This window comes from Rhodococcus sp. WMMA185 (genome assembly GCF_001767395.1).
Taxonomy (GTDB): domain Bacteria; phylum Actinomycetota; class Actinomycetes; order Mycobacteriales; family Mycobacteriaceae; genus Rhodococcus_F.
On sequence record NZ_CP017014.1, the window covers coordinates 4,369,692 to 4,392,775 of the forward strand.

The 23,084-nt window shown below is 64.2% G+C and carries 21 protein-coding genes and 1 pseudogene; 13 read left to right on the forward strand and 9 right to left on the reverse strand.

What is annotated here, in order from left to right; all coding sequences use genetic code 11:
• Nucleotides 1–83 precede the first annotated feature (83 nt).
• From BFN03_RS19575 to BFN03_RS19595, 5 genes are all read left to right on the forward strand, one after another.
• Nucleotides 84–818, forward strand: a complete 735-nt coding sequence (locus BFN03_RS19575; RefSeq protein WP_070380416.1) for an IclR family transcriptional regulator — start codon at nucleotides 84–86, stop codon at nucleotides 816–818.
• 91 nt (nucleotides 819–909) lie between these two features.
• Complete coding sequence (locus BFN03_RS19580; RefSeq protein WP_070381105.1) at nucleotides 910–2,085, forward strand: 4-hydroxybenzoate 3-monooxygenase; 1,176 nt, start codon at nucleotides 910–912, stop codon at nucleotides 2,083–2,085.
• Nucleotides 2,086–2,172: 87 nt separating this feature from the next.
• Nucleotides 2,173–2,481 (forward strand): type VII secretion target, encoded by a 309-nt coding sequence (locus tag BFN03_RS19585; RefSeq protein WP_198163320.1) that lies wholly within the window; start codon nucleotides 2,173–2,175, stop codon nucleotides 2,479–2,481.
• Nucleotides 2,478–3,689, forward strand: a complete 1,212-nt coding sequence (locus BFN03_RS19590) for a DUF6973 domain-containing protein (protein ID WP_070380418.1) — start codon at nucleotides 2,478–2,480, stop codon at nucleotides 3,687–3,689. Before BFN03_RS19585 ends, BFN03_RS19590 begins: the two co-directional genes overlap by 4 nt.
• Nucleotides 3,689–4,225: a hypothetical protein gene (locus BFN03_RS19595; RefSeq protein WP_070380419.1), complete on the forward strand. Its 537-nt coding sequence runs from the start codon at nucleotides 3,689–3,691 to the stop codon at nucleotides 4,223–4,225. Before BFN03_RS19590 ends, BFN03_RS19595 begins: the two co-directional genes overlap by 1 nt.
• 97 nt (nucleotides 4,226–4,322) lie before the next feature.
• Here the strand turns inward: BFN03_RS19595 and BFN03_RS19600 are convergent, their stop codons facing one another.
• Nucleotides 4,323–6,113 carry a cutinase family protein gene (locus BFN03_RS19600; protein ID WP_070380420.1) on the reverse strand — a complete coding sequence of 597 codons (1,791 nt, stop codon included), beginning with the start codon at nucleotides 6,111–6,113 and terminating at the stop codon, nucleotides 4,323–4,325.
• A 166-nt stretch (nucleotides 6,114–6,279) separates the two neighbouring features.
• Here BFN03_RS19600 and BFN03_RS19605 point away from each other — a divergent pair.
• From BFN03_RS19605 to BFN03_RS19620, 4 genes and pseudogenes are all read left to right on the forward strand, one after another.
• A pseudogene (locus BFN03_RS19605) lies at nucleotides 6,280–7,614 on the forward strand (thioester reductase domain-containing protein); the annotation flags it as partial.
• A 198-nt stretch (nucleotides 7,615–7,812) separates the two neighbouring features.
• Entirely contained in the window at nucleotides 7,813–8,742 is a 930-nt protein-coding gene (locus BFN03_RS19610) for an ABC transporter ATP-binding protein (protein ID WP_070380422.1), read from the forward strand.
• Nucleotides 8,739–9,590, forward strand: coding sequence for an ABC transporter permease (locus BFN03_RS19615; protein ID WP_070380423.1), 852 nt, complete (start codon nucleotides 8,739–8,741; stop codon nucleotides 9,588–9,590). Before BFN03_RS19610 ends, BFN03_RS19615 begins: the two co-directional genes overlap by 4 nt.
• The gene (locus BFN03_RS19620; protein WP_070380424.1) at nucleotides 9,580–9,822 is read left to right on the forward strand and encodes a helix-turn-helix transcriptional regulator; all 243 of its coding nucleotides are present in this window, start codon (nucleotides 9,580–9,582) and stop codon (nucleotides 9,820–9,822) included. Before BFN03_RS19615 ends, BFN03_RS19620 begins: the two co-directional genes overlap by 11 nt.
• A 96-nt stretch (nucleotides 9,823–9,918) precedes the next feature.
• On the opposite strand, the gene BFN03_RS19625 is transcribed toward BFN03_RS19620, so the two are convergent.
• Genes BFN03_RS19625 through BFN03_RS19635 form a run of 3 tightly spaced genes read right to left on the reverse strand, consistent with a single transcriptional unit; the run spans nucleotide 9,919 to nucleotide 13,015 of the window.
• The gene (locus BFN03_RS19625; RefSeq protein WP_070380425.1) at nucleotides 9,919–10,680 is read right to left on the reverse strand and encodes an SDR family oxidoreductase; all 762 of its coding nucleotides are present in this window, start codon (nucleotides 10,678–10,680) and stop codon (nucleotides 9,919–9,921) included.
• Nucleotides 10,677–11,774 (reverse strand): phosphotransferase family protein, encoded by a 1,098-nt coding sequence (locus BFN03_RS19630; RefSeq protein ID WP_070381107.1) that lies wholly within the window; start codon nucleotides 11,772–11,774, stop codon nucleotides 10,677–10,679. The genes BFN03_RS19625 and BFN03_RS19630 overlap by 4 nt, the downstream gene beginning before the upstream one ends.
• Nucleotides 11,775–11,782: 8 nt before the next feature.
• A complete protein-coding gene (locus tag BFN03_RS19635; protein WP_070381106.1) occupies nucleotides 11,783–13,015 on the reverse strand; it encodes an acyl-CoA dehydrogenase family protein in 1,233 nt (410 codons plus the stop codon).
• Nucleotides 13,016–13,107: 92 nt separating this feature from the next.
• On the opposite strand from BFN03_RS19635, the gene BFN03_RS19640 reads away from it, so the two are divergent.
• From BFN03_RS19640 to BFN03_RS19650, 3 genes are read left to right on the forward strand one after another with little or no spacing between them, the layout of a single operon-like run.
• The gene (locus tag BFN03_RS19640; protein ID WP_070380426.1) at nucleotides 13,108–13,731 is read left to right on the forward strand and encodes a TetR/AcrR family transcriptional regulator; all 624 of its coding nucleotides are present in this window, start codon (nucleotides 13,108–13,110) and stop codon (nucleotides 13,729–13,731) included.
• Nucleotides 13,728–15,056, forward strand: a complete 1,329-nt coding sequence (locus BFN03_RS19645) for a hypothetical protein (RefSeq protein WP_070380427.1) — start codon at nucleotides 13,728–13,730, stop codon at nucleotides 15,054–15,056. Before BFN03_RS19640 ends, BFN03_RS19645 begins: the two co-directional genes overlap by 4 nt.
• Before the next feature lie 58 nt (nucleotides 15,057–15,114).
• Nucleotides 15,115–15,789: a hypothetical protein gene (locus tag BFN03_RS19650; RefSeq protein ID WP_070380428.1), complete on the forward strand. Its 675-nt coding sequence runs from the start codon at nucleotides 15,115–15,117 to the stop codon at nucleotides 15,787–15,789.
• Nucleotides 15,790–16,099: 310 nt separating this feature from the next.
• Here BFN03_RS19650 and BFN03_RS19655 read toward each other — a convergent pair whose 3' ends face one another.
• From BFN03_RS19655 to BFN03_RS19675, 5 genes are read right to left on the reverse strand one after another with little or no spacing between them, the layout of a single operon-like run.
• Entirely contained in the window at nucleotides 16,100–17,329 is a 1,230-nt protein-coding gene (locus BFN03_RS19655; protein WP_070380429.1) for an alkaline phosphatase family protein, read from the reverse strand.
• Nucleotides 17,326–18,228 (reverse strand): LysR family transcriptional regulator, encoded by a 903-nt coding sequence (locus BFN03_RS19660; RefSeq protein ID WP_070380430.1) that lies wholly within the window; start codon nucleotides 18,226–18,228, stop codon nucleotides 17,326–17,328. The genes BFN03_RS19655 and BFN03_RS19660 overlap by 4 nt, the downstream gene beginning before the upstream one ends.
• Nucleotides 18,228–19,067 (reverse strand): phosphonate ABC transporter, permease protein PhnE, encoded by an 840-nt coding sequence (gene phnE, locus BFN03_RS19665; RefSeq protein ID WP_198163322.1) that lies wholly within the window; start codon nucleotides 19,065–19,067, stop codon nucleotides 18,228–18,230. The genes BFN03_RS19660 and phnE overlap by 1 nt, the downstream gene beginning before the upstream one ends.
• 1 nt (nucleotide 19,068) lies before the next feature.
• On the reverse strand, nucleotides 19,069–19,842 hold the full coding sequence (phnC, locus tag BFN03_RS19670) for a phosphonate ABC transporter ATP-binding protein (RefSeq protein WP_070380431.1): 774 nt from the start codon (nucleotides 19,840–19,842) through the stop codon (nucleotides 19,069–19,071).
• On the reverse strand, nucleotides 19,839–20,732 hold the full coding sequence (locus BFN03_RS19675; protein WP_084385705.1) for a phosphate/phosphite/phosphonate ABC transporter substrate-binding protein: 894 nt from the start codon (nucleotides 20,730–20,732) through the stop codon (nucleotides 19,839–19,841). Before BFN03_RS19675 ends, phnC begins: the two co-directional genes overlap by 4 nt.
• Before the next feature lie 312 nt (nucleotides 20,733–21,044).
• Here BFN03_RS19675 and BFN03_RS19680 point away from each other — a divergent pair, with 312 nt between their 5' ends.
• Entirely contained in the window at nucleotides 21,045–23,075 is a 2,031-nt protein-coding gene (locus BFN03_RS19680; RefSeq protein ID WP_198163324.1) for a M13 family metallopeptidase, read from the forward strand.
• Nucleotides 23,076–23,084 lie beyond the last annotated feature (9 nt).

The window sequence follows — 23,084 nt, forward strand, 5'->3', positions numbered from 1 at the left end:
AGGTGTTGTCTGAGTAGACCGATGTGACATTCGGTGCCGATACATGCTGGTCACCGGCTAGTGGTGGCCGGAATACTGTTCACATGTCCGACGAACGCAGCATGTTGGGGCGCGCCTTCCTGGTGCTGGGTTCGTTCACTTCGAGTCACCTGCGGTTGTCGCAGTCGGAACTGAGCCGGCGTACCGGGCTGCCGTTGCCCACAGTCCACCGGCTGTGCCGTCAGTTGGCGGACTGCGGCGCGCTCGAACGGGCCGCCGACGGGCGCTACGAAATCGGAGTGCGACTGTGGGAGTTGGGTGCTCTCGCCCCTCGTGCACATGGGCTCAGGCAGGTGGCGCAGCCCTATCTCGAGGATCTGTACGAGGCGACCCGCGAAAACGCGCAGCTTGTGGTCCGCGAGGGTCTCGACGCGCTGTACCTCGAACGTCTGTCCGCTCGCGGCGCCGTCTCGGTTGTCGGACGAGCCGGGGGCCGACTGCCGTTGCACGCGTCGAGTGGCGGTCTCGTCCTGTTGGCGTTCGGTGGCAAAGAACTGCTCGACGAGGTTCTCGCCGCCGGCCTCGAGCGCTTCACGCCGTCGACCATCACCACCGAGCACCGCTTGCGCAGCACGCTCGACGACATTCGGCGGACCGGTTGGGTGGTGTGCCGCGAACATCTCAATCTCGGGACCCTTGCCGTCGCCGCGCCGGTATCGCGGTCGACGGGCGAAGTGGTGGCGGCGGTGTCCGTGGTGGTACCGGCCGCCAAGGATCCGGCGGCGTTGATCCCCGCCGTTCGCGCCGCTGCCCGTGGCATATCCCGGCGTGTCGCCTAGTTCGTCTTTCGCTCAGTGAAAGAGAGGGTGTCGTGGCCGTAGCTCGATCAGGACAGTGGCGGCTATCACACACCACGCGAGGAGTCTGCTCATGAACACACAGGTCGGGATCGTCGGCGGAGGTCCCGCAGGACTGATGCTGTCCCATCTCCTGCACCTGTCCGGCATCGAATCGGTGGTGCTCGAGAGCCGTACCCGCGAGGAGGTAGAGGGCACGATTCGTGCCGGTGTGCTCGAGCAGGGCACAGTCGACCTGATGGTCGACACCGGGCTCGGCGACCGCATCAAGCGCGAGGGCCTCACTCATCACGGGATCGAACTGCGGTTCGGCGGGCGCGGCCACCGCATCGCATTCGACGAGCTCACCGGAGGCCGCGCCGTCACCGTCTACCCACAGCACGAGGTGCTCATCGACCTCATCGCCAGGCGCCTCGAGGACGGCGGCGACATCCGCTTCGGCGTGTCCGAGGTCCAGGTCCGCGATCACACCACCGATGCTCCGAAGATCACCTACGTCGATGCCGAGGGCAACCAGCAGACGCTGACATGCGCGCTCGTTGCCGGCTGCGACGGCTCGCGCACCGGCACCCGCGATCTCATCCCCGAGACCACCGTGCGTACCGATCACTTCCGCCAGTACCCGTTCGCGTGGTTCGGGATCCTCGTCGAGGCACCGCCGTCGTCGGAAGAGTTGATCTACGCCAACCACCCGAGGGGCTTCGCACTGGTCAGCACCCGCACTCCCGAGGTTCAGCGGCTCTACCTGCAGGTCGATCCCGACGACTCAGTCGACAACTGGTCGGACGACCGCATTTGGTCGGAGCTGCACGCCCGCGTCGACGGCGAGGGTGCGGAAATCAAGGACGGCAGGATCTTCCAGAAGTCGATCTTGCAGTTCCGCAGCTTCGTCTGCGAGCCGATGCAGCACGGCAACCTCTTCCTCGCTGGCGACGCTGCCCACACGGTGCCCCCGACCGGGGCCAAGGGCATGAACCTGGCGATCGCCGACGTGTACTTCCTGTCGAAGGCGATGGCCGAGTTCTTCGCCACCCGCAATCGTGGCCGACTCGATGCCTACACCGAGACGGTGCTTCCGCGGGTGTGGCGCAGCCAGCACTTCTCGTGGTGGATGACCTCGATGCTGCATCGCCTGCCCGACACCGAATTCGGCCACAAGCGGCAGATCGCCGAACTCGACATGGTCACCCGATCCGTGGCGGGCCGCACGCTGATTGCCGAAAACTACGTGGGCACGCCGTTCGAGTAAGTCACCCGAAGTCGGCGCGGTCTCCGGTGATATCGTTCCGCCTCGTCGGTGCACGCAGCGTGCATCGAAAGGGGGAGGGGAGAATTCGTGCAGCCCGGCGTAGTGGTTCAAGTCGAGCCAGACAAGGTCAGGGACCTCGCGGAACGTACTCGAAGGTCGGGCGACAGGGTCGGTGAACTGGCACCCGTTACCGACGGTGTGTCGCCCATTCCGGCAATGACCGGTTCCGCGTTCGCGGCCGCACTCGAGGACACGGCCCTGGCAGTGGACCGTGTCGTCGCGTACCACCGCGACGTGCTTCATGAATTCGCCGGGCAGGCAGAGCAGAACGCCATTCGGTACGAGCAAACGGATAACGATAATGCGCTGTCGCTGAACGAAGTTAGCCTACGGTGAGCGACGCGTATGGGGGCGGATACGTAGAGGCCTACGCCCTGCCGCAGATTCTGGGGTGGAATCTGGACAGTACTGACGAGATTGGCCGCAAGATGAGGTCGAAATCCGAGGACATCGAAGACGAGATCATCGCGGCGGGGAAGTCCATCGATAGCTCGTACGAATATTGGAACAGTCCTGCGGCTGAGACGGCTAGGGATCGCGCGGCCGAGAACAGATCTGACGGGGTTCGAACCGCCATGGTGATGGAATCGGTGAGTACTGTCGTGGACCAGTACGCGTCGAACATCAGATCCCAAATCGCGTACATCAGAGACAAAGTCGCCGAGGTAGAAGAATCCGAGTACCAGTTGTTCGTCGAGCCGGACGGAGGCGTCCGCTCGCGTCGCTCCAACGTCGACTGGATTGCGGAATGGGGGGTTCTCGGGCCGGCGAGGCTCGCGGCGAAAGAGGCTGAGGAGTTCTTCCTCGAGAACGAGATCCGAAAAACCCTGACCAGGATCCAGGAATTGGACAAGGAGGGCGCCGAACAGGTTGCTCGGTGCCTCGAGGGTTTGAGCGATGCGGTCAAGATTGGCGTGACCGCGGTGTCTACGGACCCGACCCTGAACGAGGTGCTCTTCAAGTACCAGACGGCACCGTCGGAGGCAGGCGCGTCTTTATGGCCGTCGGGCGAGGTCTTGAATGCGATCAGGCTGGTATCGCCTAGCTATCAGCCCACGCTCATGACTCCAGAAGAAGTGAAAATGATGATGCTCCTCTTCCATGAGCACGGTCCCGCCGGACTCGTCGACCTGAATCGCATGAAGGGTGCCGCCGAGAGTGCTGCGCACGAGCAATTCCCCGAGTCGACGGCTGACGGTCACGGGGACGCATTTCGGCACACCTACTGGAATGCGCTCATGACGAAGGAATTCGGCGGCGACTGGACCGCGGATTTCGCCACCGCACACGAGGGGACCGGTGCGAATTCACCGCACCGCGAGGCCATGGACCTCTACAACAACGAGCTCGGAAGAAGGCTCGCGTTGGAACATCCTGATGCCACACCGCAGGAGATGCAGCAGATCGTTCTCGACGCAATCAACGGCGGTGAGGCAATCGTCATGGACGGGTTCGGGCACATCGGCTGGAGCGACGACGTGCCTGTTGGGGTATCGCAGCCACCTTCCTCGATAGATGTGCCGCTGCCGTCGGGAGGGAACTGATGAAGTCGTCGTATCGGGTGCGGTTGTCCGCAGCGCTGATCTCGACCTCCCTCCTTGTGGGCGGTTGCGGGTTCTTGCCGATCGATCGCGATCCACCGGTCGCGTGCTCCGCTACGGTCGATGTCAGAACGCCCGCGTTCTCGCCGGCAGAGGATGAGTCCTTTTGGAATGCTGCTAGAGCCGCCGCCCGACAGTCGGGCACGGTTGCGATGGGGGATGTAGTTGCGGGGTCGGGGTGGCATGACGCCTGGGACGTGATGGTGTTGGCGAACGAGGGAATCAATCCGGACCGCCTGAACCGGCTGGGCGGTGCCGCCGACTTGTGCTGGTTCGGGTTGGGCTCAGTTGACTTCGACCGGTCGGTGTGGGGGCTGTACATCTTCTTCCGCGATGGCCAGCCGATCAGAGCGGTCCGGTGGGAACCGCACACGAAGTTGATCAGGATCCCAGGAACGGGCGACCCGGTCCTGCGTCCCGATACCGTGATGGCGCCAATGGCGAACCCTTATGGCGATCCTTGGCTTCAGCCGGCATGAGATTCCGGCTTGGACGCGACATATAGAGCGACCCGAACCTGACATCCTGACCAACTCCGTGCGGGGTCAGGATGTCAGGTTCTCTATAGCGGGCCGGCTATCCGACAGCAGTGGCGGTCGGCGTGGCCGATTCGCTCGCCACCGGCGACTGCGTGGTGGTGGGCGTTGACGTGACCGCGCTAGGTGAGGTGGTGACCTCTTGCGAGGCCGCGTCGGTGCTGCCGCTCGGTGCCGCCGTGGTGGTAGGGGTGCTGCTGCCCGTCGTGGTCGTTGTAGTAGTCGGGCCGGTCTCGGCCGACGCCGCTGTGCTCGGCGACGGGGTTGCCGAGGGTGCCGCAGCCGAGGTAGGCGCTGTGGTCGAGGTAGGCGTTGTAGTGGAGCTGACCGAGGACGACGCATTCGTCGATGTGTCCGATGATGCTGTCGACAGGTTTGCCGTGGTGGCCGCGACCTCGTCCAGCGCCTCCGACAGTTCGTCCGGGCTGAGCCTCTCCGCGGGGTCCAACCGCTCTCCGGCCTGAGCCTGCTCTGCGAGGTGGGTGAGCCATGCCGCCGCGTAGTCGGCGGAAGTGAGCGGCTTGCCGTTGTCGGGATCGGCGTCGCGCCAGTAGTCGAAGTGGTGCCCGACGTCGGGGCCGAGGGTCAAATTGTATGGGTCATTCATGACCACCGGAATGGTGTTCTGGTTCGTGACGATCAGGCCGATGACCTCCTTGAACAGCTTCTCCGGCAGGTACGCGAGGGGCGACATCTCCTCCGCCTCGATCGAACCCAGCTCTGCCGAAACCGGAGTCACACCCGCGATGTCCGAGGCGTCGGCCGGGTCCGAGGTCGGAGTCGGCTCCGTCGTGGCCGGTCCGGTGTACGACGGATCCGAAACTTTGAGCAGCACGTCCAGGAACGTCTCGTCGCTCTGCATCCAGTCGGGCTGCGACTTGATGTCCGCGAACGCGTCGATCGCGATCCGGGATACGACAGTCGCGACGTCGATGCCGGTGGCCGGGGTCAACTGTTCGGTCTCGAGTGCGTCGATGTCGAGCTGGCGTCCGACGTTGATGACCAGCTGCAGCAAGGAGATGTTCTCGGGAGCCGCGCATGTGAGGTCGCCCTCGGAGCAGAACGAGGCAATCCGACCGTTCAGGTCGCCGAAGTCGCCGCTGGTATCCGGCAGCGCGCCTTGGCCGGAAACGGGGTTGTTGCCGTTCTGGTACTCGAGGTCGAATCCGTCCGGATTGGAGAAGGGGTTCTCCGCGCCGGGGAAGGGCCCCTCGCCGTCGCCGCGGCCCGCGTCGGCGAGGATGACGACACCGACGACGTCGCTCGGGTCCACGATCGAGTACTCGCCGTCCGGGCCTACTTCCTGGTGTCCGACGTTCATCGCGACACGACGGGCCACATCGGCGCCCTCGCTGTATCCGACGATCGCGAACTGGGTGTCCGGGCATGAGAAGCGGATCGCCTGCATCACCTCTTGGGTGTTCGCGACACCGGTGTTCACCGCGTCTTCGTAGCTGGACATATCCGCCGGGTACGCGATGTACATTGCGGCGTACGAGTCTGGATCGACGGCGCCGAGCGGCGCGTTGGCCGCATGATCGATCCACGGGCTCTCGTAGTCGTCCGCAGACGCCGCGGGCAGCTCGTTGCCGTTCTCATCGACGAGCATCCTCGTGGTGCCTGCCCGGGGAGTATCGCCACGGCCGGCGATCGAGACGGTGACCATGTCATGACATTCGGTCGTCGACGCCACCAAGGCGGCGTCCTCGGTGCGCGTCGAAGAAGGCCACAGGGTCCATGTCAGCCCCACCAGCAGCACCACCCCCACCGCAACCCGGGTGAGCACCCGAGCTGCGATCCGATGTCTCACCAAGAAACCATCAGTAGTCAATGTCTACTCCCCAAACGGACCAGCGGTTGGCGCGCGGACAGACCCGATACCGCGCGTAACGTCAAAGGGAGTGTCGTAGACAAGGCCCGTTGCGTTACATCGCGCGCCTGACCAGGTGATGTGAGAGGCCAGCGGCGTCAGGAGGACGCACATGACCACAGGCATTTCCGCAGATGCGCGGCCCACCTTCGAGTCGGTGCACGGCTGTGACGCGAACGTCGTCCGTGCCGCCGATCTCGCGCTCGGCAAGTTCATCGACGCCGCGACGCTGGCCGCCGCGCCCTCGCTGCCCGCGCCGCCCGGCCCCGTCCGGACCGTCCTGATGACAGGCGCGACCGGGTATCTCGGCCGCTTCCTGTGCCTGTCATGGCTCGAGCGCCTCGCACAGGTGGACGGAAAGCTGATCTGTATCGCGCGCGGCGACGACGCCGAGGCGGCCCGACGGCGTATCGAGGAAGCGCTCGACAGTGGCGATGCCGAACTGTCGCGACACTTCCGTGCCCTCGCAGACCCGCACCTCGAGGTGCTCGCTGGTGACCTGGCCGAGGCAGATCTGGGCCTCGACACCGGAACCTGGGATCGGCTCGCACAGTCGGTGGACTTGATCGTGCACTGCGCGGCACTCGTCAACCACGTGCTGCCGTACCGCCGGCTGTTCGGCCCCAATGTCGCCGGTACCGCCGAGATCGTCAAGCTAGCCCTTTCGACGCGCCTCAAGCCGGTGAATTACCTCTCGACCTTCGCGGTCGCCGTGCTGCCCGGAGGCGGTTCGATGGGAGAGGACCAGGACGTTCGGCAGAAGATTCCGACTCGACCGCTTGATGATTCGTACGCCAACGGATACAGGACCAGCAAGTGGGCCGGGGAAGTCCTACTGCGCGAGACGCACGACCTGTGTGGACTACCGGTGGCGGTGTTCCGGCCCTCCATGATCCTTGCGCACGGCCGCTACGGTGGGCAGCTCAACGTGCACGACAGGCTCACCCGGCTGATCTTCAGCATCGTCGTGACGGGACTCGCGCCGCGCTCGTTCTATCGTCTCGACGCCGACGGCAACCGACAGCGCGCGCACTACGACGGCCTACCCGCCGATTTCGCGGCCGAGGCCATCACCGCGCTCGGCGCCGAGGCGACGGCCGGATACCACACCTACCACGTGCTCAACACACACGACGACGGTATCTCGATGGACCGGATCGTCGACTGGTTGATCGAGGCAGGGAACGACATCAAGCGGATCGACGACTACGACGAATGGTTGCGTCGATTCCGGTCGGCCATGGAATCGCTGTCAGACGAGCGCCGCAGGCGCTCCGTGCTCCGACTGCTGAACGCGTACACCGTTCCGGCGCCGCCGATTCCGAGTGGACAGGCGTCCGCGGAAGGGTTCCGCGCCGCAGTGAAGTCCGCCGGAATAGGCGAGACCGGAGACGTGCCGCACGTGACGCCGTCGCTGATCAACAAGTACGTCGCCGACCTGCGACATCTCGGCCGACTTTGAGTCGCCACGCAATCTGCACCTTGATTCCCTTGTTTTCCAACACCTTTCGCTCCCCTGCGTGACTGGGTGGCCCAGACGCGGACGGCATTGTCGTGGCGTCGCGGCTGACCAGATTCCGTCAGTCTCCCCTAGAGTATTGCCACAACGGAATGTAGTACATATGCTACGAAACGTAGAGTCACCACGATAGGGAGGGTCATGAGTTCGAGAAGTGGGGTTGTGCTCGACGTCGACGGGTTGCGCATGCGCTACGGCGACAAGGATGTTCTGTGCGATGTGACGTTCCGCGCCCAGCGCGGCGAGGTGCTGGTCATGCTCGGGCCGAACGGGGCAGGCAAGACGACGACAGTCGAGATACTCGAGGGGTTCCGCAACCGTTCCGCAGGCCGTGTCAGCGTGCTCGGTGTCGATCCCGAGAACGGCGACGAACACTGGCGGGCGCAGATCGGCGTCGTCCTGCAATCCTGGCGCGACCATGCCAAGTGGCGCGTTCGTGACCTGCTTGCCCACCTCGCCGCCTTCTATCTCCCGTATTCCGCCGGCGATGGCCAGAAGGTCTGGAATACAGACGAACTCATCGACCTCGTCGGGCTCACCGAACAGGCACGGGACAAGGTTGCGTCTCTCTCGGGTGGTCAGCGGCGCAGACTGGACGTGGCGATCGGAATCGTGGGACGGCCGAAGGTGCTGTTCATGGACGAACCCACCGCCGGCTTCGATCCTGCGGCCCGCAGGGATTTTCATGACCTGGTGCACCGTCTGTCCGATCTCGAGGACACCACGGTGCTCCTGACCACCCATGACCTCGACGAGGCGGCGAAGATCGCCGACCGGATCCTGATCCTGGCCGGAGGACGCATCGTCGCCGACGGCTCGCCCGACGCGTTGGCTCGCGAGATCGCCGGTGAGGCCGAGGTGCGCTGGACTGTCGACGGCCAACGTTTCGTGCACACCGCCACCGAGTCGACGAAGTTCGTCCACGAATTGTTCAGGCAGCACGGTGATTCCATCGGCGAACTCGAGGTGCGCCGTGCCTCGCTGGAGGACACCTACATGGCGCTCGTCCGTCGTCACGAGTCCGATGACGCCCCTACCGGAGCACTCTCTCTTGCGGAGGTCGCACGATGAACCCCACTGCCAACGCGGTCCGCACCGGCCTTTCTCGGGGATGGATCGAGCTACGTCAACTGTTCACCCACGGTCCCGACCTCATCGGCCAGTTCATGACCCCGGCCATCGCGCTGATCGTGCTCTATCTGCTGCGCAATCGTGAGTACGACGGCAGCGACCTCTCGATCTCCGAACTCGCACTCCCGGGTCTCATCGGGTCGATCATCGTCTTCAACGGTCTGTTCGCGATCACCAACGTGCTTGTTTTGGATCGGGAGGATGGCACGTTGTTGCGGGCCAAGGCGGTGCCGGGAGGGATGACCGGCTACATGGTCGGCAAGATTGTATCGGCCGCAGGATCGGTGATCGTGCAGGTGACGGTGGTGCTGGCAGTGGGCATGGTGGTCATCGGAGGGGTATCTATGGACGGCCCCGGCGCGTGGGCGACCTTCGTCTGGGTTCTGCTGCTCAGCCTGCTCGCCGCGCTGCCCCTCGGTGCGATCCTGGGCGCCGTCCTCGACGGACCCCGCGCGACGTTCCTGCTGACGATGCCGCTCATGGGACTCGTCGCCATCTCGGGAATCTTCTACCCGATAACGGCGCTGCCGGGGTGGCTGCAGGCCATCGGTCAGGCGTTCCCGATGTACTGGAGCGGACTCGGAATGCGATCGGCATTGCTTCCCTCCGACGCGGTGACGGTCGAGATCGGTGAGTCCTGGCGCCACGCCGAGGCTGCGGCGGTGCTGGGCGCATGGGCGATCGCGGGACTGCTGGTCGCGCCGGTAGTGTTGCGGCGCATGGCGCGTCACGAATCGGGTTTGAGTATGGCTGCACGACGGGAGAGGGCGATGCAGCGTGCCTTCTGAGGCCATCTACAACCGCATCGCGATGCTGCGCGCCGAGCGAGGCATATCGCGGCGGGAGTTGGCCGAGGCCTTGGGCGTCCACTATCAGACCGTGGGCTACCTCGAGCGCGGTGAGTACAGCCCCAGCCTGCACCTGGCGCTGCGTATCGCCGCGTACTTCGAAGTATCGGTGGAGGTCGTGTTCTCCACCGAGCCGTTTCCGAGGCTGGGGTCGGGCGTCGAGTCCGCGTGATTCGGCGCCGGGGAGCGGCGCACGCTCCGCACTCCGTGGCGGTGGTCGGGTCCTCGGACTCGGCCACCGCCACGGAGGTTCGTGCACGGCGGTGCGCTACGTAATCTTCGCCAGGATTGACAAGGGCAGCAGCTTCATCGCCACAGACAGCGGCGCCCACGGCCACGCGGGGACGTACGCTTTGCTCGGTTCCTTCTCGATGGCCGCAGCCAGCGCACGGCAACCGGTTTCGGTGTCAACGATGAACGGCACGTTCTTCACCTTGTCGTTGATCTCCGAGCGGATGTATCCGGGGAAGATGGTGCTGACGTCGATACCGGTCTTCGCCAGGTCGGCGCGCATACCTTCGCCGAGTGCCGCGAGTCCTGCCTTCGACGCCGCATAGGTCGTGATATTCCCAGACATACCACGCAACGCGCTCATCGACGAGATAAGCACGACGTGGCCGGCGTTGCGGGGACGGAACAGCTCGAGCGCCGCCTCGCTCTGCGCGAGCGCGCCGAGGAAGTTGGTGTTTGCCGTCTGCACGTTGGCATGGAAGTAGCCGGTGCCCAACGGCTGCCCCTTGCCGAGACCCGCGTTGACGATCACCCGGTCCAGGCCGCCGAGTTCCTCGTCGAGTTCGGTGAACACACGAAAGACCTCGTCGTGCATGTCGACGTCGAGCTTGCGGATCGCCACCGTGATCTGCGGGTTTGCGGCCAGCAGTTCGTCGCGCAGTTCTTCGAGGCGGTCTGTACGCCTGGCCGCCAATGCGAGATTACGCCCGCGCGAGGCAAATTCGCGAGCCATACCGCGACCGAGGCCCGAGCTGGCGCCCGTGATGAGAATGTTCTTGCGTGTCGTGCGCTTGCTCACGCGTTGCCCTCCGTTTTGGTGTCGGTGTCGTGGGTGTCGAGGCCGTCGATCAGCTGGTTGCACCGGGTATCCAGATATCCTACGGCGATCCAGAAGTGCTCGAAGGCCGGGTTGGTGGTCTGTCCGTGGTGGTACCGGTAGTAGATCTGTTGCGCGATCACCGCCAGCCGGAACAGCCCGAATACTTCGTAGAAGCGCCAGTTGTCGATCGGTAGTCCCGTGCGCTGACCGTAGTACTCGACGATCTCGCGGCGGGTGAGCATGCCCGGCAGGTCCGAGGGCTGCCGCTTGGTGGCCTGCATCATCGGGTGATCATCCGCCTCCACCCAGTAGGCCAGGCTCGACCCCAGATCCATGAGTGGGTCACCGATCGTGGCCAGCTCCCAGTCCAGGACCGCACGCGGCTGCAGGTCGTCGCCGAGGACCACATTGTCGAGCCGGAAGTCGCCGTGGATCACCGCGGACGCGACATCGGCCGGCTGATTGTCCGCGAGCCAGGTCGTCACCCGTGCGAAGTCGGGCACGTTGTCGGTCCGGGCGGCAGCGTAGCGCTTCGTCCACCCAGCCACCTGTCGGGCGACATAGCCTGTGCCACGACCGAACTCGTCGAGTCCGGATGCCGCCGGGTCGACGCCGTGCAGTTCGATGAGCAGATCGATCACCCGCAGGCACAGCTGACGCGTGTTCTCGGGGGTGAGGCCGAACTCGGTCGGGGGAGCAGAACGCAAGATGCTGCCCTCGACGCGTTCCATGACGTAGAAGTCGCTGCCCAGCACCGACGGATCTGTGCACAGCCCCACCATCGTCGGTACGTGCGGGTACACCGGTGCGAGCAGAGACTGGATCCGGAACTCTCTGACCATGTCGTGTCCGGACGACGGCTTGGCCCCCGCCGGGGGTCGGCGCAGCACGAGGTCGCGATCCGGGTAGCGCAACAGGTAGGTGAGGTTCGATGCACCCCCGGAGAACTGGCGCACATCGGGGGTCGCGGTCAGTTCACCGGACCCGTTCTCGCGCAGCCAGTTCGCCACAGCCTCCACATCGAACGCATCCTCATCACGGACGCTGCGGGCGTTGTCCGGCAGCCCTGACATCTTCGCGGTCACTTGTACCTTCCCAACTCGAAACGGGCCACCAGGCCCTGGTGTACCTCATCGGGGCCGTCCGCGAGCCGTATCGCCCGCGCCGCCGTCCACGCGCCGGCGAGAGGGAAGTCGTCGGACAGCCCTGCACCGCCGTGGATTTGGATCGCGAAGTCGATCACTTGCTGTGCCACCCGAGGCGCGGCGACCTTGATCTCCGATACCGCGGAGCGCGCTCCGGCGATGCCCTCCGTGTCGAGCAGCCACGCGGCGTTGAGCACCAGCAGCCGCAGCTGGTTGATCGCGATACGGGCATCCGCGATGCGTTCCCGATTGCCGCCGAGGTTGATGAGCGGCTTTCCGAACGCGACACGCTCGGTGCCGCGGCGGATCGCGAGTTCGAGCGCGGCCTCAGCGAGGCCGACCAGCCGCATGCAGTGGTGCACCCGGCCCGGGCCGAGCCGACCCTGCGCGATCTCGAATCCCCTTCCGGGACCGGCGATGATCGCGTCGAGCGGCAGCCGCACATTCGTGAACGACACCTCGCCGTGGCCGCCGGGCTCGTCATAGAAGCCCATCGTCGAGAGCATCCGCTCGACCTTGACGCCGGGTGCGTCCATCGGCACCAGAACCATCGAGTGTCTCTGGTACCTGTGCGCTTCCGGATCGGTGAGGCCCATGAAGATGAGGAGCTTGCAATCCGGGCTGCCGATGCCGGTGCTCCACCACTTGCGGCCGTTGAGCACCACCTCGTCACCCTCGACGACGGCGGTCGCGGCCATGTTGGTGGCGTCGGACGACGCGACGTCGGGCTCGGTCATGCAGAACGCGGAGCGGATCTCGCCGTCGAGCAGCGGCTGCAGCCAACGCTCCTTCTGCTCGGTGCTGCCGTAGTGGAAGAGCACCTCCATGTTGCCGGTGTCGGGGGCGTCGCAGTTGAAGACCGAGGACGCGAGAAAGGAGCGACCCATCTCCTCGGCGAGCGGCGCGTACTCGACGTTGGTCAGGCCGGCGCCGAGTTCGGCGTCGGGCAGGAAGAGGTTCCACAGTCCCTGCGCGCGGGCCTTGGACTGGAGGTGCCGGAACTCGTCGGACACCTGCCACATCGCGGCGCCGGAGACATCGGAACGCTGCGCGAACGGTTCCACCCGTTCGGCCCGCAGGCGCACCTCGACGGGGGCGACCTCCGTATTGATGAACGCACGTAACCGGTCGAGGTACTCCTTCGACCGCGCGCTTTGAGCGAAATCCATGCCTTCCTCCATGACGCCGCAGCTAACTAAGCATTGCTCAGTTAACCTAAACGTAGACTTGCCCGGCAATCAAATCTGGAGGGTGTCCTCTCGTGTCGACCGAAACCTCACTACCCGGTGCAGCCACCAACCGGCGGCGGCTCCCACCGGAGGAGCGCAAGCGGCAACTCGTCGCGATCGGCCTGCAGGAGCTGGCAACCCGGCCCATCCACGCGTTGTCCATCGACCAGGTGGCTGAGAAGGCGGGGATCTCTCGCGGATTGCTGTTCCGCTACTTCCCGACCAAGCAGGACTACTACGTGGCCGTCGTTGGCGCGGCCGCTCGGCGCCTGCTACGCGCGGCGAACGCAGATCCCGACGACGCAACAGGCGAGCCGTTGCGGGCCGTGGTCCGCGCGTTCGTCTCCTTCATCGACCGTCACGGCGCGAACTATCAGTCGTTCTTCCACGGTGGCTTCGGCGCTGATGAGCAGATCCACGAAATCCGCACGAACCTGCAGAACACCATGGTCGAGCGCACCCTCGATGCCACTGGCACCGAATCGTCGCCCTCCAGCCGGGTACTGCTGCGGGCATGGTGGGCAATGGTCGAATCCCTCGCCATCGACCGTACCGTCGATCCCGTCTTCACCGTCGACGACGTGGTCGACCGTGCGATCGAAGCGCTCCCGATCACTGGTACTGTCTGCGACATGACTCGGCAGAAAGGCGCATGAGCGCCGATTCTCAGCGCAGATTCCTGCGCCCCCGCAGTGTCTTCTTCTCTTCCGGCTATGTGTGGGTACTCGATGAGACCCAGCCGGTCGCGGCATTGTTCGATCCGTATACGGAGCGGTTCGCACGCCTGGTGTCGTGGACCGATCTTCCTCCACCCCCGCAGGGTGCGGGGCACCCGCAGATCCAGGCCGATGCCGATGGTGTGTGGGTGCAGAACCACCGAGACGGGCCGCTGGTGCGGGTCGGTATCGACGGCATAGTCCATGCCGAGTACACCCAAGGCCACAGACTGATCTGCGCCGGGTCGGCCGGGGCATGGTGCTTCAGCAGTGTGCGGCGGCGTCGCGACATTGCACCCGCACCCGACACTCCGCCAATCCGCTCGCTACGGCCACCGATGCTGCTGGTTGCACTGCCCGAGGGTGGTGCCCGCCGCGTTGGCATTGACGGTGTGGCCGTGGTGTCGGTGGAGTTCGACGAGTCGTCGCTGTTCGTCGGGGTCGAACACGATCCGTGGGAGCGGGTTCCGACGTCGGCGAGAACAAGGGTTGAGAGGGCTGGCTTCGAGGTTCGGTACAGCTCTTCGGTGCTGCAGGTGCCGCTGGACGGGCCGATCCCGGAGCGAATCGGACCCGACACGCATCCATGCCGGCAGGACCGCGAGGTCGAGCACACCAGCGAGTACTCCGACACCTCGTACAACGAGGCACACCGACGCAAACGTGCCCTGGACGCTGCGCTTCGTTGGCACTGGGGCACCGACCTGGCTCAACCTGGCACGACGATCGTGCGGGCGTACCGGCCCGACACGTCGGCGCTGGCGACGGAAATCAAGTTCTCCGGGATGCGAGTGACCGACGGCGCGGCTGCGGCCGGACGGCTGTGGATAGTCACCACTCCAGAAATCCGCACGGGGTCGGGACGCGCTGTGTTCACCATAGGAGCGGACGGAGAGTTGCGTCCGCTGCGAGTCGAGGGCATAGACATCACCGGTCGGTGTCGACCGCTGGGACCGCAACCGCTCGACCATGATTCGTACGTGGCGTACTGCCTGCGCGGGCTGGATGGGGTGCGGTTCGCGAAGGAGGTCGACGACGTGTCCGCCACCTACGTCGGACGGTGGCCCCACGGTCGGGTCCATGTCCGGTTCCGTCACATCGACTATCCCGGCCTGACCATGGTGGCACGTCTGAATCTCTACGACGAGCGAGGCGCCCGGCTGGACAAATTCCTTACCTACGTGCGGACGGAACTGATGGAACAGGCAGGCGCCCAAGCTTATCCGCCGGCGTCGGATGCCGTCGACGGAGCGCTGTACATCTAAGCCCCTTGCATACACGGGTCGATGGGTACCCGAAAACGAACACGAACCGGAGGCATCAATGACCGAATGGATGCAGATGTTGGTGGGAATGGCGGACGGGCCGACCGAACCAGTCCACGGCACCGTCATTCCGTACCGGAACTCCGACAAGCCATTCCACTTCTACTACGCGACCTCTGCGGAGGAAGCAGTCTTCGTGCCGATTGGCCGCGAAGGGGTGCGCTTGTACCGGTGGGGGCGTCGATCCCGAATCGAATCGATCGACGGGGAAGTCCTGTTCGTCAGTGACGGAACCACGGCGTGGGACTTCACGTGCGACTCGGACCGGCCGCGTTGCACCGAGTTGCATCGCGTGAAGTCTGCAGGCCCGGGCCGTCATTTGGTCATTACTCCACCGGTTACCCACTGGGTCGGTCACCACCATGCCCGACCAACCGGACCGGTGACCGATCTCGAGTTTCTAGATCGCCGCTGCTGGTCGGTGAATCTGGCCGCACGTGAGAGTCGCAACCTACCGAAACCGTCACTGCGTCTGATCGTCGACGCCGGCAGCGGTGCCGTCCTCGGACAGCATTCCGGTGACGGTATCAGCGGCGCCGCCTACACGGACGTAACCGTGGGTGAGCCTCTGGATCCGGCATTCTTCACCTGGGACGGGCCAGTTGTCACTGACGACGAATCCCGTGCCCGCGCTGGACACGGAGATACGCCCGATATGGAGGGGGTGATGTAGTGGTTCCGCTCGATCGAACCGTGGGCTGTCAAGACCTTTGGAAACCAAATCGCTTGGTCTGCAAGAAGATTTGACTGGGCATGCCATATTCACGGCCGAGGCACGCTGGATGCCGCGGGGATCTCGGCCTTGCAGCAGCAACTCCACCCCGGTGAACCGGCTATGGGCACACCACAACTCGTCTTCGGCGGTTCAGACGGACCTTGAGTATTAGAAGACGAATCATCAACCCGGATTTGGATTTTCACGCAACTTGAACGTTGTCTGCCCGATTGCGTCCGGCCTCCTTCGGCGCCTGGACGCTCTAATTCTAGGAACCGACGTGGTTCAGGACGAGGTCGTGGATGTCGCGGCTACGCAGGATGCCGGCCTCGAAAGCCTCGGCGAGTGAACCGTCCACCTTCCCGCTCAGGATCAGCGGAACCGGCTGCTCGTGTCGGCCGCCGTGCGAGCGGAGGGGCCCGTGCAGCTGGCTCAGGTCGTGGTCGGCGGCGCCGCTTCCGAGCGCGGTGTCGGCCGAGGCCGTCACGGCCAGGTCTCCGATCCGGTCGCGGGGCAGCTCGTACACGGTGGCCGCATCCTCGCGGTCCCAGATCTCCTCGATGCCGGGTAACGCGCTCAGCACGCGGCGAGCGGCGTCGCGGTGCTCGGCAGGCAGATGGAGCCAGGCGAACGAGCCCAGAGCGCCATGGTGTTTCACGTACGGATCGGTAATCGGCAACACGACCTCCTCGACCGGGATGCCTGCCGCCGCGAGCACGTCCTTCAGGTAGATGACGCGGGGCTCGCCGTTCTCGTCGTGCTTTGCGTTCATGCCGTGGTCGGCGGTGACGGCCACCGTGCAGCCGGCGTCGAGGTACTCGCCGAGCAGCGTATCGAACTCGGTGAAGAACAGGTCGGAGACATCCTCGCCCGGTGCGTGTGCGTGCTGGACACGGTCGGTCAGCGACACGTAAAGCAACCGGATCTGAGGGGCCGCGCGCAGGGCATGCAGGCCGATTCGCATGGCGTAGTGGCTGGCCAGCGGGTCGTAGACTCCCGGCGCCGGCTCGCCGACCAGCGCCTCGATCGACTCGATGCCGTACTCGGGGATGCCCATCCCGGCTGCCCGCTCGACACTGACGCTGGGGACGCCGCCGTTGCCGAGTAGCTGACGCAGCTTGTCCTTGGTCGTCACCATCAGGGTCGGCACGCCGGCCTCCTCGAACCGCGCGTGGATGCTGGGTGCGCGCAGATACTTGGCATCGTTGAGGAGCACCAGCCCGTCCTCAGGGGTCCGGCAGTAGTTGCCGGGAATCCCGTGGATGGCGGGTGGGACGCCGGTGACGATCGAGATGTTGTTGGGGTTCGTGAGGCTCGGGACCTCGGAGGCCCCCACGCTGAAGACGCCGCCCTCGTCGAGCATCTGCTGCAAACGGGGCATGATGCCCCGGGAGAGTCCGTCGTGGAAATAGGCGGGGTCGCCGCCGTCGACGGTGATGACCACTACGGAGTGATCCGGAGCCCGATATGTGCGGTTGTTTGCCATGACGGTGGTCATTGGATGCCTTCCTTCTCTCGAACGTGTTCGAGAAAGAGCTCTTCGATAAGGGTCAGTGGCCGATCCGCGAGCCGGACGAGGTTGATCGGGCGATGAGGTAGGGCCGGGTCGAGATGGATCTCGCCGATGCGTCCCAGCTCGAGTGCGTCTTCGGTGCAATTTCGAGGGAGGCAGGCGATGCCGAGCCCGTGGGCAACTGCGCCGATGATGGCGCCGTTACTTGCGATGGTGCTGGTGTGAGTATTCGGGATCTGCCACTTTTTCAGCAGGTCGAGTTGGTATCGGCGGCTTGCCGATCCTTCTTCACGCAGGAGGATGCGGCTACCGCGCAGCCGGTGGGGACTTGCTTGCCGTCCTGCGAGTGGGTGGTCGCTCGCGACGATCATCGTTTGTGGTTCGCTCGCGACCCGGCTCGATTCGAGTGAGGGCTTGTCGGTTTCGGCGGCGACGAGGGCAATCGGTACTCGACCCTCGGTGACTGCTAGTACCGCAGCTGCCGAGTTGTCGACGTGCAAGTCAATCTCGATGCCGGGGTATCTGCAGGCGAACGACGTGACCAGCCGCGGCAATAGCTTCTGCGCAACCGTCTCTGTGCCGCCCACTGCCAGCACTCCCGAAACAGGGGCCTTGCGGAGCCGCGTCACCCGATCGGCCGCCTCTCCGGCAAGAGAGAGTAGCGTGCGGGCATGGTCGATGAGGGCCTCCCCCGCATCGGTGAGCCGGGAAGCGCGGCCGGATCGGTCGACGAGGACTACGCCCAGTTCGCGCTCGAGCAGTTGCAGATTGCCCGACACGGTGGACTGTGCGATGCCGAGTGCGCGAGCTGCGGCGGACAGTCCACCGTGATCTGCGACAGCGACGAAGGTCTCGAGACGCTGCAGGCTGATCTTGGGAGCCATCAAATGATCCGTGCACGGATGCGAGACGAGATGAAGTCGATCGTCGCGACCGTGACGATGATGACGATGAGGATCGCCGAGACCTTGTGGTACTGGAACAGTCTCATCGCTACCGTCAGCTCGAAGCCGAGCCCACCTGCGCCGACCATGCCGAGCACGAACGCGTGGCGCACGTTCGATTCGAGGCGGTAGAGGCTGTAGGTGATCACCTCGGGAAGGATCTGCGGGATGACGGACCACCGCAGAGTCGTGAGCATACCCGCGCCTGTCGACTCCAGAGCTTCGCGTGGGCCCGGATCGATGTTCTCGACCGCCTCCGCGTAGAGCTTGCTCAGCTCGCCACACGAGTACACGGTCAGCGCGAGGACGCCCGGGAAGGGGCCGAGCCCGACCGCCGAGACGAAGATCAGCGCCCAGATCAAGTCGGGTAGCGAGCGCAGAACACTCAGGATGGCCCGCGATGTCGCGTACACCAACGGGTTGCGACCGAGCAGGTTCTTCGCCGCGCCCATCGCGAGAAAGGTGCTGATGATCATCGCGAGCAGCGTGCCCCAGAGCGCCACCGCCACCGTTGTGAGAATCGCGTCCCACAGACTGGGGATGACCGACAGGTCGGGCGGGAGCATTCGGACCAGGAATTCGACAAGTCGGGGGACGCCCTGGATGAACCGACCGGGGCTGAGACCGAGGTCATTTGCACTCCAGCCGAGGAAGGTGAGTACTGCCAAGACCACGACGATGTTCCGCACCCACAGGATGTTGCGTCGCATGCCCGACTCGGCAGGCGGAGATGGTGGCTTCGGCGAAATCGCGGTAGGAGCTTGGGAATCCAGAGACATGTCAAGCCGCCTTCTCTGCACCCTGGCCGTAGATTCGACTGACCTCGTCTTCCGAGAGTCCGGTGGGAGTGGTATCGATGGCGATCCGGCCGTCGAGGAGCGCGACAATCCGCTCGCCATGGCTGCGCGCGAAACCTAGCTGATGAAGGCTCAAGATGACCGTGATGCCGTCGCGTTCGTTGATTCCCTTGAGCAGATCGAGAATCTCGCCCGCGGTCACCGGGTCGAGGCTCGCAATCGGCTCGTCCGCAAGGATTACCTTGGGGTTCTGCGCGAGCGCTCGGGCAATTCCCACGCGCTGCTTCTGCCCGCCACTGAGCTGGTCGGCGCGTTGGTCGGCGAAGCCCGCGAGCCCAACGGTCTCGAGGATCGACAGCGCCTGTTCACGCTCCGCCTGCGTGAAGATTCCGGGGAGAGATCGGTAGGCGGGTATATCCGGCAGAATGCCTGCCAATACGTTCTGCAGCACGGTGATCCGGTTGACGAGGTTGTAGCCCTGGAAGATCATGCCGACCTTGCGGCGGATACCGCGCAGCGCGTTGCGGTCGGCGGCGTGTACCTGCTCATCGGCCACTGTTACCGTGCCTTGGTAAGGGGCTACGAGACCGTTTATGCACCGCAGCAACGTCGACTTCCCTGTGCCGCTGCGCCCCAACAAGATACAGAAGTCTGACGCCGGAATCTCGAGATCGACCCCACGCAGGACCGCCTCTTCCTTCCGCTTGTATGTGAGGTGGACGTCGGAGAAGCTGACGGCCTCACCTGCGCCGGTCACAGCTCGGGCTCCAGTCCCGTTACCTCGTAGGCGGTACGGACGATGTCGTAGTCGGAATCGCGGGCCTCTCCGAAGTGGCTGAAGCCGGTTCCCTCGAGGGCCGCCGCCAGTGCGGGGGTCTGATCGAGGAACGCGTGTCGGAGCAGATCCTTCTTGTCCTGGGGAAGGTCGGCACGGTAGGTAATCGGGTCGGCAGGAATCTCGGGTGATTCGAACACCGTCTTGATCTCATCGCGGCCGGCGACTCCGCTGTCGATGAACCCGGGGATCTTGCGACTCGAGATTGCTGCGACGTCGACCCGCCCGTTCAGGAGCGAGAGCAGGGACGCATCGTGGCTGCCCGAGTAGACGATCTGCGAGAACAGGCTGTCGACGTCATAACCTGCTTCGGTGAGTGCGTACTGGCCGAAAATGTGTCCAGATGTCGATGCGGGGTCGGTGAAGGCGACGACCTTGCCTTGGAAGTCTGCGGGCCCATTGATGCCCGAGTCGGTTCGCACGATGAAGCTCGAACGGTACGGCACGGTGTCGTCGGACTGGATCGCCGATGCGAACGGCTCGACGCCGCCGTTGACTCGCTCGCTGGCTAGCACGTACTCCGAGGGGCCGAACCAGGCCAGGTCGAGGTGGCCAGAGTTGAGTGCCTCGATAACTGCTGTGTAGTCGGCTCCGACGTAAGGCTCGACTCTCAATCCGGTGGCTTCGCTCAGGTAGTCGACGAGCGGTTCATATCTGGCGAGCACCGCGGCCGAATCTTCGTCGGGGGAGAGACCCAACCGAATGGTATTGTCCGAATTTGTGCCGGACGCGCCGCACGCCACGAGCGTCAGCGCCATCAGGGCAATCAACCCGGCAAGCACTCGGCTGCACCGAAAGTTACGGATTCTCATAAGGAGTCACCCTTCTCCGCGCCCGTGACGCGGCAAAGCCTGCACGTTGCAGCGCAGACGCTACGAAACGCAACCCAGCCCTGCATGTCGGCTAGGAGTCGCGGCAGAGAACGAAAGGTAAACAGAACGGGTGAGCCCGATAGCACCTATCGGCAACCTCGATGGGGGAGCTGTAACGGGTGGTGAGGTCACGGGGCTGGAGATTCAGCCCGGGCTTGACCACTGCATCGTCGCGTACGTTGGAGTAGATGCAACCGCAAGACGAAGGAAGAGAAAACGGTGCAGATCGGGCGTAGACGGTGGATTGCAACAGTGGCGGCTGGTTCGGCCCTGGTAATCGGTGTCGCGAGTTGTTCGTCAACGGAGGTCGCCACGAGTTCCGCTTTCGATACGTCCGAATTGGACTTGGGGATCAACCCCTGTGACGACCTCAACGCGTTCGTGAATGGCCAATGGAGTGCGCAGACGCAGATTCCCGCCGACGAGTCGTCTTATGGCGTCTTCAACCAACTGCGGGACGAGAGCCTCGACATTCAGCGGGGAATAGCCGATAGGGCGGCCGCGGATCTCGGGAGCGCGGATGAGACGTCCGATCGCACCAAGATCGGGTTGCTGTTCGAGTCGGCCATGGACGAAAATTCGATAGACGAGGCCGGATTCTCGCCCATCGAGCCCGAACTGGCTCAGGTCGACGCGATTGCGTCGCAGGAAGACATCGCAGCGTTCCTTCGAGAAGACGCCCAGGATGGCGGGGCCATTCTGTTCAGCCTCGGATCCGGCGCCGACTTTCAAGATGCAACCAGGCAAATCGGATTCGTCGGGCCGACCGGAATCACTTTGCCGTCCAAGGACTACTACACCGATCCGCAGTACGCGCCCATTCTCGACGCGTACCGCAGCTACCTGCAGACCTCTTTGGAACTGACCGGAATCGGTGACGCCGAGGCCTCGGCCCAGGCAGATCAGGCCCTCGATTTCGAGACGGCGTTGGCAGCGGCATCGCTGTCTCCCGCAGAAGCACGTGATCCGGCGACCCAGTACAGGCTGGTTACAGTTGACGAGGCGAACGCGATTACCCCGGCGTTTGATTGGCGACAGTATTTAGAGGCGCAGAACGTATCGCCCGACGAAGCGTTCTCGCTGGCTGACACTGCATACTTCACTCAGGTAGAACAACTACTCGCCCAAGCGCCGATTGACCAGTGGAAATCGTACTTGCGTGCGCAAGTGGTAAATCGATCGGCGGATAGGCTTTCGAAGCCTTTCCGGGACAACAAATTCGAATTCGAACAGCAAATAACGGGCACTGCCGAACAGAGCGATCGGTGGAAGATCGCCATCGGCGACGTGAACTCAGCCATGGGTGAGGCGATGGGAAGGCTGTACGTCGAGGAGGCGTTCGACCCGTCGGCGAGGGAACATGCGGAGCAGCTTGTCCAAAATGTTCTCGATGCCCTGAGAGTGCGTATCGAGAACGTCGATTGGATGAGTCCGGAGACCAAGCAACAGGCTCTGGACAAGTGGTCGCAGATGGTGCCCAAGATCGGATACCCGGACAACTGGCGCGATTGGTCCGGGTTGCAGATAACTCAGGGTGACTACTTCGGCAACCTCGCAGCCGCCGACAGGTTCAACCATGCCTACGATCTGGAGAAGATCGGCAAGCCATCCGACCGGTCCGAGTGGGTGATGACGCCGCAGACGGTCAACGCCTACTACAGCCCCACTGACAACACGATCAACTTCCCCGCAGCCATCTTGCAAGCCCCGTTCTTCGACCCGAACGCTGACGACGCCCTCAACTACGGAGGAATCGGGTCTGTGATCGGCCATGAGGCGACACACGCGTTCGACGATCAGGGCAGCCAGTTCGACGGCCAAGGAAATCACGTGAACTGGTGGACACCTGAGGACAGGGCGCAGTTCGACAGCAGGACAGCCAAGTTGGTGGAACAGTACGACGCCTACACGCCGATCCCCAGCATGCCGGACGTTCATGTCAATGGCGAGTTGACCCTCGGCGAGAACATCGCAGATCTGGGTGGTGTCAATACTTCGTACGACGCGTTGAAGACCGTACTCGACTCCGAACCCGGGGCCGCGACCACGGAGATTGACGGCTACACACCGAATCAGCGCTTCTTCCTCAACTACGCGCGTGTGTGGCGTGACAAGACGCGCGACGAAGCTCTTCTCACCCGGATCAACAGCGATCCACATTCGCCGGCGTCTCTTCGTGTCAACGGTGTCGTGGCAAACGTCCCCGGATTCGCGGAGGCGTTCGAGTGCGCGCCAGGCTCTCCCGAAGCGCACGTTGGTGACCAGCTAGTGACTATCTGGTGATCCGAGCCA